At 71.0% G+C, this 14,076-nt stretch carries 11 protein-coding genes; 7 read left to right on the plus strand and 4 right to left on the minus strand.

From position 1 onward, the window contains the following. The first annotated feature begins 31 nt into the window (after positions 1-31). The 3 genes from ACZ4AA_RS34885 to ACZ4AA_RS34895 are packed head-to-tail and all read left to right on the plus strand — an operon-like array spanning position 32 to position 4,642. The gene (locus tag ACZ4AA_RS34885) at positions 32-1,174 is read left to right on the plus strand and encodes an acyl-CoA dehydrogenase family protein (RefSeq protein ID WP_467611561.1); all 1,143 of its coding nucleotides are present in this window, start codon (positions 32-34) and stop codon (positions 1,172-1,174) included. A gap of 22 nt (positions 1,175-1,196) precedes the next feature. Beyond that, complete coding sequence (locus ACZ4AA_RS34890; RefSeq protein ID WP_467611563.1) at positions 1,197-2,411, plus strand: acetyl-CoA C-acetyltransferase; 1,215 nt, start codon at positions 1,197-1,199, stop codon at positions 2,409-2,411. A 38-nt stretch (positions 2,412-2,449) separates the two neighbouring features. Then, positions 2,450-4,642 carry a 3-hydroxyacyl-CoA dehydrogenase NAD-binding domain-containing protein gene (locus ACZ4AA_RS34895; protein ID WP_467611565.1) on the plus strand — a complete coding sequence of 731 codons (2,193 nt, stop codon included), beginning with the start codon at positions 2,450-2,452 and terminating at the stop codon, positions 4,640-4,642. Between the two features lie 252 nt (positions 4,643-4,894). Here ACZ4AA_RS34895 and ACZ4AA_RS34900 read toward each other — a convergent pair whose 3' ends face one another. Continuing rightward, positions 4,895-5,593, minus strand: a complete 699-nt coding sequence (locus ACZ4AA_RS34900) for a MerR family transcriptional regulator (RefSeq protein ID WP_467611567.1) — start codon at positions 5,591-5,593, stop codon at positions 4,895-4,897. Positions 5,594-5,837: 244 nt separating this feature from the next. Between ACZ4AA_RS34900 and ACZ4AA_RS34905 the strand changes: the two genes are divergently transcribed. Together ACZ4AA_RS34905 and ACZ4AA_RS34910 are read left to right on the plus strand one after the other, a co-directional pair. Next, positions 5,838-6,770, plus strand: a complete 933-nt coding sequence (locus ACZ4AA_RS34905) for an adenosine kinase (RefSeq protein WP_467611569.1) — start codon at positions 5,838-5,840, stop codon at positions 6,768-6,770. Between the two features lie 96 nt (positions 6,771-6,866). After that, complete coding sequence (locus ACZ4AA_RS34910) at positions 6,867-7,565, plus strand: GNAT family N-acetyltransferase (RefSeq protein ID WP_467611571.1); 699 nt, start codon at positions 6,867-6,869, stop codon at positions 7,563-7,565. Here ACZ4AA_RS34910 and ACZ4AA_RS34915 read toward each other — a convergent pair. Both ACZ4AA_RS34915 and ACZ4AA_RS34920 read right to left on the minus strand, forming a co-directional pair. Continuing rightward, the gene (locus tag ACZ4AA_RS34915) at positions 7,468-7,950 is read right to left on the minus strand and encodes a hypothetical protein (RefSeq protein WP_467611573.1); all 483 of its coding nucleotides are present in this window, start codon (positions 7,948-7,950) and stop codon (positions 7,468-7,470) included. The two genes, ACZ4AA_RS34910 and ACZ4AA_RS34915, sit on opposite strands and share 98 nt — an antisense overlap. A gap of 151 nt (positions 7,951-8,101) precedes the next feature. After that, positions 8,102-9,601 (minus strand): M1 family metallopeptidase, encoded by a 1,500-nt coding sequence (locus ACZ4AA_RS34920; protein ID WP_467611575.1) that lies wholly within the window; start codon positions 9,599-9,601, stop codon positions 8,102-8,104. Positions 9,602-9,783: 182 nt separating this feature from the next. Between ACZ4AA_RS34920 and ACZ4AA_RS34925 the strand changes: the two genes are divergently transcribed. Beyond that, positions 9,784-11,742: a Xaa-Pro dipeptidyl-peptidase gene (locus tag ACZ4AA_RS34925; RefSeq protein WP_467611577.1), complete on the plus strand. Its 1,959-nt coding sequence runs from the start codon at positions 9,784-9,786 to the stop codon at positions 11,740-11,742. 229 nt (positions 11,743-11,971) lie between these two features. Here the strand turns inward: ACZ4AA_RS34925 and ACZ4AA_RS34930 are convergent, their stop codons facing one another. Continuing rightward, positions 11,972-12,928, minus strand: a complete 957-nt coding sequence (locus ACZ4AA_RS34930; protein WP_467611579.1) for an FAD-dependent oxidoreductase — start codon at positions 12,926-12,928, stop codon at positions 11,972-11,974. Positions 12,929-12,994: 66 nt separating this feature from the next. On the opposite strand from ACZ4AA_RS34930, the gene ACZ4AA_RS34935 reads away from it, so the two are divergent. Beyond that, positions 12,995-14,071 carry an oxidoreductase gene (locus tag ACZ4AA_RS34935; protein WP_467611581.1) on the plus strand — a complete coding sequence of 359 codons (1,077 nt, stop codon included), beginning with the start codon at positions 12,995-12,997 and terminating at the stop codon, positions 14,069-14,071. The last annotated feature ends 5 nt before the right edge of the window (positions 14,072-14,076 follow it).

Raw genomic sequence — 14,076 nt, forward strand, 5'->3', positions numbered from 1 at the left:
ACCCCCGTTACTCCAGGAAGGCGTTCCCCGCATGAAGCGGCAGATCTTCACCGCCGAGCACGAGGCGTTCCGCGAGAGCGTGCGCACCTTCCTCGCCAAGGAGGTGCTGCCCCACTACGAGCAGTGGGAGAAGGACGGCATCGTCTCGCGCGAGGCCTGGCGGGCCGCCGGGAAGCAGGGGCTGCTCGGACTCGCCGTGCCCGAGGAGTACGGCGGCGGCGGGAACCGCGACTTTCGCTACAGCGCCGTACTGGCCGAGGAGTTCACGCGCGCGGGCGCCGCCGGCCTGGCCCTCGGACTGCACAACGACATCATCGGCCCCTATCTGACGGACCTCGCCACCGAGGAGCAGAAGCGCCGCTGGCTGCCCGGCTTCTGCGACGGCTCGGTCATCACGGCGATCGCCATGACCGAACCCGGCGCCGGCTCCGACCTCCAGGGCATCAGGACACACGCCGAGGACAAGGGCGACCACTTCCTGCTCAACGGCTCCAAGACCTTCATCTCCAACGGCATCCTCGCCGACCTGGTGATCGTGGTCGCCAGGACCACGCCCGAGGGCGGCGCGCACGGTCTGTCGCTGCTCGTCGTCGAGCGGGGCACGGAAGGCTTCGAGCGCGGCCGCAACCTCGACAAGATCGGCCAGAAGTCGCAGGACACCGCCGAGTTGTTCTTCAACGACGTCCGCGTGCCCAAGGAGAACCTGCTGGGCGAGCTCAATGGCGCGTTCGTCCACCTGATGACCAACCTCGCCCAGGAGCGCATGGGCATCGCCGTCGCCGCCATCGCCGGGGCGGAGCACCTGCTGGAGATCACCACGCGCTACGTGAAGGAGCGCGAGGCGTTCGGACGGCCGCTCGCGAAACTCCAGCACATCCGGTTCGAGATAGCCGAGATGGCCACCGAGTGCGCCGTCACCCGCACCTTCCTCGACCGCTGCATCGTGGACCACTCGGACGGCGAACTCGACGCGGTGCACGCCTCGATGGCCAAGTGGTGGGCGACCGAACTGCAAAAGCGCGTGGCCGACCGCTGCCTTCAACTGCACGGCGGTTACGGCTATATGACGGAGTACCCGGTCGCACGGGCCTTCACCGACGGACGCATCCAGACCATCTACGGCGGGACGACCGAGATCATGAAGGAGATCATCGGCCGCTCCCTGCTCGGCTAAACCCTCCTCGAAAGGCTTACCAGTGAGCACCGAAGCGTACGTGTACGACGCGATCCGCACCCCGCGCGGTCGCGGCAAGCAGAACGGCTCCCTGCACGGAACCAAGCCCATCGACCTGGTCGTCGGGCTCATCCACGAGGTGCGGCGGCGCTTCCCCGGCCTCGACCCGGCTGCCATCGACGACATCGTGCTCGGTGTCGTCGGCCCCGTCGGGGACCAGGGCTCCGACATCGCGCGGATCGCGGCCATCGCCGCCGGACTGCCCGACACGGTGGCAGGCGTCCAGGAGAACCGCTTCTGTGCCTCGGGTCTTGAGGCGGTCAACATGGCCGCCATGAAGGTCCGTTCGGGCTGGGAGGACCTCGTCCTCGCGGGCGGCGTCGAGTCGATGTCGCGGGTGCCGATGGCCTCGGACGGCGGCGCCTGGTTCGCCGACCCGATGACCAACCTGGCCACCAACTTCGTGCCGCAGGGCATCGGCGCCGACCTCATCGCCACCATCGAGGGCTTCTCCCGCCGCGACGTCGACGAGTACGCGGCCCTCTCCCAGGAGCGCGCCGCCGCCGCCGTCAAGGACGGCCGCTTCGAGCGGTCCGTCGTCCCGGTCAAGGACCGCGCCGGTCTCACCGTCCTCGACCACGACGAGTTCCTGCGCCCCGGCACCACCGCCGACTCGCTGGCGAAGCTGAAGCCGTCGTTCGCGGACATCGGTGAACTGGGCGGATTCGACGCCGTGGCCCTCCAGAAGTACCACTGGGTCGAGAAGATCGACCACGTCCACCACGCGGGCAACTCCTCCGGCATCGTGGACGGCGCCTCGCTGGTCGCCATCGGCTCCAAGGAGGTCGGCGAGCGCTACGGCCTGACCCCGCGCGCGCGGATCGTCTCCGCCGCTGTGTCCGGCTCCGAGCCGACCATCATGCTCACCGGTCCCGCGCCGGCGGCCCGCAAGGCGCTCGCCAAGGCCGGTCTGACCATCGACGACATCGACCTCGTCGAGATCAACGAAGCCTTCGCGGCCGTCGTCCTGCGGTTCGTGAAGGACATGGGCCTGTCGCTGGACAAGGTCAACGTCAACGGCGGCGCCATCGCGCTCGGCCACCCCCTCGGCGCCACCGGCGCGATGATCCTCGGCACCCTCGTCGACGAACTGGAGCGCCAGGACAAGCGGTACGGCCTCGCCACCCTGTGCGTGGGCGGAGGCATGGGCATCGCCACCATCGTCGAGCGCGTCTGACCTTCCCAACGGATCAAGGATCTACGGAGCATCCCCTGATGAGCACTGAGCCCACCACCATCCGCTGGGAACAGGACGAGGCCGGAGTCGTCACCCTCGTCCTCGACGACCCCAACCAGTCCGCCAACACCATGAACGCGGCGTTCCGCGCCTCCCTCGCCGCGGTCACCGACCGCCTGGAGGCCGAGAAGGACTCGATCCGCGGCGTCATCTTCACCTCCGCCAAGAAGACCTTCTTCGCGGGCGGCGATCTGCGCGACCTCATCCGGGTCACCCCCGAGACCGCCCAGGACCTCTTCGACGGCGGTCTCGCCATCAAGCGCAACCTGCGCCGCATCGAGACCCTGGGCAAGCCCGTCGTCGCCGCGATCAACGGCGCGGCGCTGGGCGGCGGCTTCGAACTCGCCCTCGCCTGCCACCACCGCGTCGCCCTCGACACCTCAGGCACCAAGATCGGCTGCCCCGAGGTCACCCTCGGTCTGCTCCCCGGCGGCGGCGGAGTCGTCCGTACCGTGCGTCTGCTGGGCATCGCCGACGCCCTGCTGAAGGTCCTGCTCCAGGGCACGCAGTACAACGCGACGCGCGCCCGGGACAACGGCCTGGTCCACGAGGTGGCCGCCACCCCCGAGGAACTGCTCGCCAAGGCACGCGCGTTCATCGACGCCAACCCCGAGTCGCAGCAGCCCTGGGACAAGCCGGGCTACCGCATCCCGGGCGGCACCCCGGCGAACCCGAAGTTCGCGGCCAACCTGCCCGCCTTCCCGGCCAGCCTGCGCAAGCAGACGAACGGCGCCCCCTACCCGGCCCCGCGCAACATCCTCGCGGCCGCCGTCGAGGGCTCCCAGGTCGACTTCGAGACGGCCCAGGTCATCGAGGCCCGCTACTTCGTCGAACTGGCCGCGGGCCAGACCTCGAAGAACATGATCCAGGCCTTCTTCTTCGACCTCCAGGCCGTCAACTCCGGCGCCAACCGCCCCAAGGGCATCGAGCCGCGACCGGTCCGCAAGGTCGCCGTCCTCGGCGCCGGGATGATGGGCGCAGGCATCGCCTACTCGTGCGCCCTCGCCGGCATCGAGGTCGTCCTCAAGGACGTCTCGGCCGAAGCGGCGGCCAAGGGGAAGGCGTACTCCGAGAAGCTCTGCGCCAAGGCGGTCTCGCGGGGGCGTACGACCCAGGAGAAGGCCGACGCGCTGCTCGCCCGCATCACGCCCACCGGCGACCCGAACGACCTCGCGGGCTGCGACGCCGTGATCGAGGCGGTCTTCGAGGACACCTCGCTCAAGCACAAGGTGTTCCAGGAGATCCAGAACATCGTCGAGCCCGACGCGCTGCTGTGCTCCAACACTTCCACCCTGCCCATCACCGCGCTCGCCGAGGGGGTGGAGCGGCAGGAGGACTTCATCGGACTGCACTTCTTCTCTCCGGTCGACAAGATGCCGCTGGTGGAGATCATCAAGGGCGAGCGCACCGGGGACGCGACCCTGGCCCGCGCCTTCGACCTGGTCCGCCAGATCAGGAAGACGCCGATCGTCGTGAACGACTCGCGCGGCTTCTTCACCTCCCGGGTCATCGGCCACTTCATCAACGAGGGTGTGGCGATGGTCGGCGAGGGCATCGAGCCCGCCTCCGTCGAACAGGCCGCCGCCCAGGCCGGCTACCCGGCGAAGGTCCTCTCCCTGATGGACGAGCTGACGCTCACCCTGCCGCGGAAGATCCGCAAGGAGTCGAAGCAGGCCGTCGAGGAGGCGGGCGGCACCTGGGAGACCCACCCGGCCGAGGCCGTCATCGACCAAATGGTGGACGAGTTCGAGCGCCCCGGCCGCAGCGGGGGAGCGGGCTTCTACGAGTACGGCGAGGACGGCGGGCGCGGTCTTCTCTGGCCCGGTCTGCGCGAGCACTTCACCAAGCCGGGGTACGAGATCCCGTTCGAGGACATGAAGGAGCGCATGCTCTTCTCCGAGGCGCTGGACACCGTCCGGCTCTTGGAGGAAGGCGTCCTGACGTCCGTGGCCGACGCCAACATCGGCTCCATCCTCGGGATCGGCTTCCCGGGCTGGACCGGCGGTGTCCTCCAGTACATCAACGGCTACGAGGGCGGGACCGGGACCGGCCCGGCCGCGTTCGTGGCCCGCGCGCGGGAACTCGCGGAGCGCTACGGCGACCGGTTCCTCCCGCCGGCCCTGCTGGTCGAGAAGGCGGAGAACGGCGAGCGGTTCACCGACGCGTCCTGACCTGACCGGTGCCCGCGCCCGACCGGGGCGCGGGCACCGGCGCGCCCGGCCCCCGGAGCGGGCGCTCCCGCACGGCCCGCCGTGGCTTCACCGGATGCGTCCGGTGTCCGGCGTGGGCGTCCGGGGTGGGTCTCGGCGTCCGGCGTCCGGCGTCCGCCGTCCGATGCCCGCGTCCGATGTCCGCCGTCCGATGCCCGCGTCCGGTGTCCGCCGTCTGATGTCCGCGTCCGGTGTCCGCGTCCGCGTTCGCGGTCAGGACTCCTTGAGCCACTCCCGCAGCTCGTCCTTCAACGAGCGCTGGAAGGCGGTCAGCAGCGCCTGCACCACCAGTGGCTGCATGTGCGCCGACAGCGACTTCACGGCCGCCACGGACTCCTGTTCGCCCACGGCCTCGCGCAGCAGATCGGACAGTTCGCGGGCCGCCGCGCGCGCGTGCTCCAGCAGGACGCCGCGCGCGGCGAGGATCGCCTCGTCCGCGATCGGTACGTCCAGAAGCTCCAGGCCGAGCTTCAGCAGTCCCGGGTCAAGCCGTACGGAGTCCGCCGTCACCTCGATGACGCTCATCGCGGCGAGCCGCTCCAGGTCCGCCTCGGTGAGCGGCCGTCCGGCCCGCCGTCCCAGTTCCTCCCGGGTGACGTCCTCCATCGCGTCCGGGGCCCAGGACGCCACCACGGCACGGTGGATGGCGAGGTCGTGCGCGCTCAGACCGGGCGGCAGCCGGGTCAGCCGGCGCTCGATCGCGGCCAGCGTCATGCCCTGGTGCTGCAACTCCTCGATGAGCGCGAGCCGCGCCAGATGCTCCTGGCTGTAGTGGCCCACCCGGCGGTGTCCGATCACGGGCGGAGGCAGCAGGCCCCTGGCGCTGTAGAAGCGGACCGTACGGACCGTGACACCCGCCCGTGCGGCCAGCTCGTCGACCGTGAGCGTCGGCTCCCCGGTGTCCGTCGTCATCGCAGGTCCTCGCCTCTCGCGTCATGCGGCGCACGCCCATGGTGACGGCTGACGGCGCGGTGCAACAGTATTGCTGTCTCACCAGTGTTGTGAAAGCACCACGGGCCCGCTCCGACGCCGGGACAACTGCCCGGGCAGGGGTGCGGAGAACGGCGTGCCGTGGGGCTTGTGGAAGTTTCTGCAATTCCTTGCGGGGGAGGAGGAGGCCTGGTTGACTCGCTGCTCGCGTTCGAGAGGGAGAGTCATGAGCCGCGACATCGATGTCCTCGTCCTGGGCGGTGCGGGTGTGGACACCATCGTCCATGTCCCCGAACTGCCGTTGCCCTACGCCGACAGCTACATGATCCGTCCGGGCATCGAGACCCGCGCCGGACAGACCGGTGACTTCGTCGCGCTCGGGCTGCACGCCCTCGGGCTGCGCACCCACCACCTGGACATGCTCGGCGACGATCCCGAGGGCGAGCTCGTGCGAGCCCTGCACCGCGACCGGGGCATCCCGTTCACCGCGGTCCCTCAGCCCGCGGGCACCAAGCGCGCGGTCAACCTGGTCGGTCCCGACGGACGCAGGCTGTCCCTGTACGACGACACCCGCGCCCGCGAGGCGGACCGGCTGCCCGAGCACGCGGTACGGGAACTGGCCGCGTCGAGCCGGCACGCCCACGTCTCGATCACCCACCCGTGCGCCTTCGCCCTGCCGGTCCTGCGGGAGGCCGGGGTGACCATATCGACGGACCTGCACGACTGGGACGGCGAGAACCCGTACCACGAGCCGTTCGCGTACACCGCCGACCTCGTGTTCGTCTCCGCCGCCGCCCTCACCGACCCCGAGCGCACCATGCGGCGGATCGTGGAGCGGGGCCGGGCCGAGGTGGTCGTCGCCACCGCCGGTGCCCAGGGCGCGTACGTGCTGGCCGACGGCGAGGTGACCCACGTCCCCGTCGTCCCGCCGCGCAATCCGGTCGTCGACTCGAACGGCGCCGGGGACTCGTTCGCGGCGGGCTTCCTCTACGGCCGGCTGACCGGCGAACCGGTCGGGCGCTGCGCCCTGTTCGGCGCGGTGGCCGGCGCCTACGCCTGCACGGTCCCCGCGACCCGCGCCGACGCCGTGAGCCGCGCCGAACTCCTCGACCAAGTGGCCGAGTCGGACGCCCGCACGGCGGATCCGGCGCTCTCCTGACAGAGCCCGACCCTTCCGACGCGCCGCGTCCCGGCTCCCCGACACCGTTCCGGGCAAGGGTGGTTCAACACGATCCGGCCCGGACAGAGACCCGGCATGTCTGCGCACGCGCCCACCTCGGACGAAGAACCGCACCTCGGATTTCTGTGGCTCGATCTCTCCCGCCCGAAGGACGCGGCCGTCTTCGCGACCTGGCGGCAGGAATGGCTCGGCCTGCTGAGCGTCTCGTACGGCCGGCTCAACCATCGCGACGAGCTCCACCTGGCCCGGGTCCACGAGGAGGGCTGCCGTCTCCTGCTCGCCGTCGAGGGCGACGGAGACCGGGCCCGTCTCGTCGGCTGTTCCTACGTCGGTAAGGGCGGCAGACGTTCGGCCACGGCCGTCGACCCGCGTCACCGAGGCCGTGGCCTGGGCCATTCCCTCGTGCGTGAGACGGTGAGGCGGGTCCCCTACCAGTTCAGCGAGGTCCGCCCCGCGAACGTGGCGCAGCGCAGGATCCTGGAGAGGAACGGATTCGCCCCCGTCGCCGACCCGGTGGCGGTGAGAAGGATCCTCGGCCCGCTGCTGAGCGGCCTGATCGTTCCGGCCTCGGTGCGCGAGAGCGACGGAAGCTATGTGCGCGGCAGCCATGACGCCGCCAGGAAGGGCCGCTACGTCATGTACGAGAGACGTCCGCAGCCTCCGCCGCCGCGTCCGCTCAGTCCTTCCGCTTCAGGCCGTACGGGCTGGAGACGATCCCCAGGGCGTCCACCGTGTCAGGGGTACCGGCGTCCGGTGTGCGGTCCCAGTACATGACCCGCCCCGCCAGCAGGACCGGACGCGCGGAGGCGACCCAGCGCAGCACCACGACACCCCCGCGGTAATGGGCGGAGTCGTCGTGGAACGTGGCGGTGAGCTGCTCGGACTGCCAGCGGCCCTTGAACGTCATCTTCCTGTTGATCGGCTGCCCGCTGCGGTTGACGGTTCGCGTCAGATGCATGCGCACATGACGCCCCCTCTGCTTGATGATCATCTCGCCCATCGGGGGCCCCGTGCAGTCGGCGACGTCGAAGGTCTCCCAGCGCCCGGATATGGCGGGCTCCCCACGGCCGTAGAAGACGTAGAGCGCGGGAACAAGGACGTACTTCCAGATGACCCCGAGGCCGGCGACGATCAGGCCGCCGATGATGTTCTCCAGCACGGCTGCGACCCTAGGGAGCGCCGACGGGACACGGCAAGGGGCGACCCGGTGCGAATCTCCCGAGCCACCCCTCCACCGGCTCGGGCAGGATCCGGATCCGGCCACACCGGGTCGCGCGCCACAGCCCGGAGGCGCTCCCGGGCCGCGTGCCTCAGCCCGAGTGGACCGAGTCCGTGGCGGCGATCTTCTTCCACGACCTGGGCCGGGCGACCGGGCCCTTCACCGCCGCGGCGGGGGCCACACCCGCGCTCCGTGCCGCCGGCGCCGCCGGCTTCGACGGCTGGAACAGCCAGGTGTCGAAGAGCGCCGGGAGCGAGACGCCCGACACCTGCTCCGCGTACTTCCGGAAGTCGGCGACCGAGGCGTTCCCGTACGCGTGCTCCTTCGGCCAGCCCTTCAGGATGGCGAAGAAGGCGTCGTCCCCGACCCGGTTGCGCAGCGCCTGCACGGCCAGCGCGCCCCGGTCGTAGACCGCGATGTCGAACTGGTTGTCGGGACCGGGGTCGCCGGGCGCCACCGTCCAGAAGGCGTCGTCCGCCGGATGCGAGGCGTACACGTAGTCCGCGAGTTCCTGGGTCGTGCCCTCGCCCTCGTGCTCCGACCAGAGCCACTGCGCGTAGCGCGCGAAGCCCTCGTTGATCCAGATGTCCTTCCAGCCCTTGAGCGACACGTCGTCGCCGAACCACTGGTGTGCCAACTCGTGTACGACGACGGAGGTGTTGGAGCCGCTCGCGAACTGGCGCGGGCTGTAGTACACCCGGGTCTGGGTCTCCAGCGCGTATCCGGTGGTGGTGTTGGGCACATAGCCGCCGGCGCTGCTGAAGGGATACGGCCCGAAGTAGCCGCTCAGCCAGTCGACCAGCTCCCCGGTGCGCTCGACACTGGCGCGCGCCGCCCCGTCGTTGTCCCCGAGGTCCTTGCTGTAGGCGTTGACGACCGGCACGCCGCCCTCCGACGTGCCGGTCGTGATGTCGAACCTCCCGACCGCGAGCGTGGTCAGATAGGTGGCCTGCGGCTTGTTGGACCGCCAGTTGTAGCGGGTCCAGCCGAGCCGTGAACTCGTCGACTGGAGCGTGCCGTTGGAGATCGCCTGGGTGCCGTCCGGGACGGCCACCGACACGTCGTAGGTCGCCTTGTCGAGCGGGTGGTCGTTGCTCGGGTACCACCACCACGCCGACTCGGGCTCGTCCGCCGCGACGGCCCCGTCCGGGGTGCGGTGCCAGGTCGAGAAGCCGTACGCGCTCTTCGTGGACGGCACTCCGCTGTAGCGGACGACGACGGTGACCTGCGTGCCCTTGGCCAGCGGCGTGGCCGGTGTGATCTCCAGTTCGTGCTGGCCGGAGGTGGCGAACGACGCCTTCGCGCCGTTGACCCGCACCTCGCCCACATCGAGCAGAAAGTCCAGATCGAACCGGGACAGGTCCTGCGTGGTGGTCGCCAGCAGCGTGGCCGTCCCCTCCAGCTCGTCCGTCCGCGGCTGGTACGTGAGCCTCAGGTCGTAGTGCGAGACGTCGTATCCGCCGTTGCCGTAGGCCGGGTAGTAGGGGTCGCCGATGCCCGGTGCTCCCGGGGTGTAACTTGCCGCCGATGCCGGGATCGCCAGCATCAGGGAGGCGGCGAGGGCGCCCGGGGCGATGAGTCTGCGGTGCACGTCAAGCTCCAAGTCGTCGGGGCATGAAGTCGGTCCGGAGCCTATTCAGTCCCTGGGGCCCCGGTCATGTCCACGGCCACCCCTGTCACACGATCGCCATTCGGCCGACATGACTCATCCCGAACCGATGGTCCGTCAGACACCCTCTGTCGCAGGAGAGTTGACCGGGGTACGTTCCGCTCATGCCGAAATCAGTGCGCCGCACGCGCTTCATGACCTGGAGACCGCTCGCGACGGCGGCCGTTGCCGCCCTGATGGCCGCCTTCATCGTTCCGGCCGCCGCACACGGCGCCCCGAGGGAGAGCGCCCCGGTCTATTCGTACGCGAACGCGATCCGTGAGTCCGTCTGGGTCGACACCGGTCTCGACGGCGACAAGGACGGGAAGCACGACCGTGTCGCCGTCGACATCGTCCGGCCCGCCGAACCCGCCCGACAGGGACACAAGGTCCCCGTGATCATGGACGCCAGCCCGTACTACTCCTGCTGCGGGCGCGGCAACGAGAGCCAGAAGAAGACGTACGACGGAGACGGCCACGTCGTACAGATGCCGCTCTTCTACGACAACTACTTCGTGCCGCGCGGCTACGCCTTCGTCGGCGTCGACCTCGCCGGGACCAACCGCTCCGACGGCTGCGTCGACGTCGGCGGCCGCTCCGACATCCAGTCGGCCAAGGCGGTGATCGACTGGCTGAACGGCCGTGCCAGGGGCTACACCACCCGTACCGGCACCACCACGGCCAGAGCCACCTGGACCAATGGCAGGACCGGAATGATCGGCAAGAGCTGGGACGGCACCATCGCCAACGGCGTCGCCGCCACCGGCGTCAAGGGCCTGAAGACCGTCGTGCCGATCAGCGCCATCTCCTCCTGGTACGACTACTACTTCGCCAAGGGCGCCCCGCTCTACGACTCGGGCCCCGACTGGCTGTCCGGCTACGTCGACAGTCCCGAGGCCCTCGCCCGGTGCGCGTCCGTGCAGCGGAAACTGGTGGACGGGGCGCCGCGCACCGGCGACTGGACCTCGCTGTGGACCGAGCGCGACTACGTCAAGGACGCCGCGAAGGTGAAGGCCAGCGTCTTCCTCGTGCACGGCATGCAGGACCTCAACGTCCGCACCAAGAACTTCGGCCAGTGGTGGGACGCCCTCGCGAGCCACGGCGTCGAGCGCAAGATCTGGCTCTCCCAGACCGGCCATGTCGACCCCTTCGACTTCCGCCGCTCCGCCTGGGTCGACACCCTGCACCGCTGGTTCGACCACGAACTCCTCGGCTACGACAACGGCATCGACCGCGAGCCGATGGCGGACATCGAACGCCACCCCGACCAGTGGACCACCTCCGCCGTCTGGCCGCCCCGCACCACGAGCGCGACGACCCTGCGTCCGGCCACGGGCGCGCAGCCGGGCGTCGGCACCCTCGGGCTGGCCCGCCGTTCCGGGACCGAGACCTTCACCGACGACCCGGCGCGGAGCGAGACCGACTGGGCCGCGCACATCGACCAGGCCACCGCGGACAAGGCCGGATTCACCACCGGGCCGCTCACGCACGACCTGCGGCTCTCCGGCTCCTCCCGGGTGAGCGTCACCGCCACCCCCACCACCGCGACCGCCCACCTCTCGGCGGTGCTCGTCGACCTCGGCCCGGACACGATCCGCGACTACGCCGGCTCCGGTGAGGGGGTCGACACCCTCACCGGCCGCACCTGCTGGGGCGCGAGCACGGCCGGCGACAGCGCCTGCTTCAAGGCGACCGAGGCGGCCAGGACCGACGTCGGCTTCACCGTCGTCAGCCGCGGCTGGGCCGATCTCGGGAACTACGCCTCGGACAAGGGCGTCGCGCTCACCCCGGGCAAGGCGTACACCATCACGCTGGACCTGGCCCCCACTGACCACGTGGTCCCGAAGGGGCACCGGCTCGCGCTGATCGTCGCGGGCACCGACAAGGACCTCATCGACCCGCCCGCCGACACCCCGACGCTGACCGTCGACCTGTCCCGTACGTCGGCCCGGGTGCCCCTGGTGGGCGGCGCGGACGCGTTCGAGCGGGCGACCAAGGGGGCGACGGCGGCCCCGGCCGCGTCCGTCCTCGACGGTCTACGTGCCCCGCGCACCGCGCTCCGCGTCCCGGGGGAGGACCGCTGATCCGCCGACCGTCCGACCGACCCGATACGAACGCGCCTCGGCGAGAGGCGGCCGGACCCGCGAGTCCGGCCGCCTCGCCCGCCGGCTCCCATGGGTCCGGCCGCGCCACCCGCCCGCGCCCGTGAGGCCGACCACCTCACCAGGTCAGTCCCGTGAGGCCGACCACCTCACCAGGTCAGTCCCGTGAGGCCGACCACCTCACCAGATCAGTCGCATGAGTCCGGTCGCCTCACCAAGGCATTCCCGCGAGCCCGGCCGCCTCCCGCGCGCATCCCCACGCCACGGTGACCCCGGCGCCCCCGTGCCCGTAGTTGTGCACCAGCACGCCTCCGTCCCGCCGGACCTCGCGTTCCAGCCGGACCGCGTCGCGCACCGGCCGCAGCCCCACCAGATGGCCGAGCACCCGCGCTCCGGCGACCTCGGGGCGCAGCGCCGCGCACCGTTCGACGATGCGCGCCGCCACTTCGGGGTCGGGCACCAGGGACCAGTCGTCCTCGTCCGTGGTGCCGCCGAGGATCACCCGGTCGGGCTGCGGGAAGACATACGTCGTCGTCCCGTCCGCGGCGTCCTTCGCGACGACCCACTCACGGATCCCGGGGTTCTCGACGATCACGAGCTGCCCACGCACGGGCCGTACGGCCGGATCCGGGACGAGTTCGCGGGCACCGAGGCCCGCGCAGTTCACGACGACCGGCGCGTCGAGCTCCGCGAGGTCGGTCACCGAACGCTCCTCGACCGTCCCGCCCGCCCGCAGCAACCGCTCCCGCAGATACCGCAGATGCACGGGCATGTCGATCAACGGCAGCCGCGCGCGCAACGCGAGCCCCGGGTACTCCTCGGCTCTCGCCGCGCGCAGCGCCGGCACCCGGGCCGCCCACGATCCCAGCTCGTCCAGTCCCGTCTCGCCCATGACCCCCTCGACCAGGCGTACGCCACTGTCCTCGGGCCGCGCCGCCAACTCCGCGTACACGCCGAGCGAATCGAGCGCCCACTCACGGGCCGACGCCTCCGGCGCGATGCGGTACGGCCACCACAGGGCCCCCGCAACAGCCGAGGTGGTCCGCTCGGAGTGCTCCCGCGCCCATACCCTGACCCGCCGGCCGGCCTCCGCCAGCACCAGGGCCGTCGTCAGGCCGACGACACCCGCGCCGACCACGATCACTTCACCGCTCCCGGGGTTCTCCATGCCGGGACGCCGGCCGAAGTCACCGGAACATGGTCTCGTCACTCTGCGTCCGGGAATACTCACAGCATGTCCTCCGAATACGCCACGTTCGGCCTGGCACCGGCGATGCGTGCCGGTGGAGTCCTCACTGACGGTGACTATCAAGTCCACCGGGACTTCGTCGACTTCGTCGTCGACGGACGCCCTCTTCTGTTCCGGCTCTCCGATCTCGACGCGGTCTCCCCGCTCGCCTCCGACGTACCGCCCGCGATCTTCACCGCGCAGGTGCGCGGCCTGCTCCTGGAAGCCGGCGCCCCGCTCGACGGCGGCAGGCACATCATCTACGGCTGCCCCGAGTGCGAGAACATCGAGTGCGGTGCCGTCACCGCGCTCATCGAGAGGGCCGGCGACGACTACGTCTGGCGGGACTTCGCCTGGCAGACCGGCGAGCGGGCCGACCTGGAACGCAACGGCTACCACGGCATGGGGCCGTTCCGCTTCCGCGGCCCCGAGTACCGCGGCGCGCTGAACTCCCTGCTCGACGCCGCCGCGGGTGCCCGCCGCCGCGTGCTGCTGATCGGCGCCCGCGGCGCGTCCCTCGCGAAGCCGGCCGCCGCCCTGCGCGCCATCGGCATCGGCGCCGACATCGTCCGCGGCGCCCTCGGGGTGCCGCCGGACGAACTGCGCACCTACGGCGCGGTGCTGTTCGGCCGGGCCGTCCCCGAGACGGAGCGGGCCGCCGTGCGGGAGTCCTTCCGCGGCGCGGGCGTCGACATCGCCCAGGTCGAGGGCCTCGCCCCGATCGTTCCGCTGCTGGTCGCCCAGATCGAGCACGCCCTGGACCGCAGCCCGGTGGAACTGCGCCGGCTCACCCGCCTGGTCGCCGCCGACGACGAGGCCGGGGTCGAGGTCACCTCCACCTGCCGCGTCCGGCTCACCGCGTACCGCCGCGACCGCCTCGCGCGCACCCACGCGCACGACGTCTTCGACGGAGTCCTGCCGACCGGCCACCACCGGATCCCGCTCCAGGCCGGAGCCGTCAGGGGAAAGTCGTTCGTCGTGGCCCGGACCTCGGGCGGCGTCCTGGTGGAGACGGTGACCCACGGACGAGGGCGCCGGGGCCCCTGGGGATCGGCGGTGAGGCGGGCGGCGGCGGACCGTTAAAATCG

The organism is Streptomyces sp. NPDC024698 (assembly GCF_055559015.1).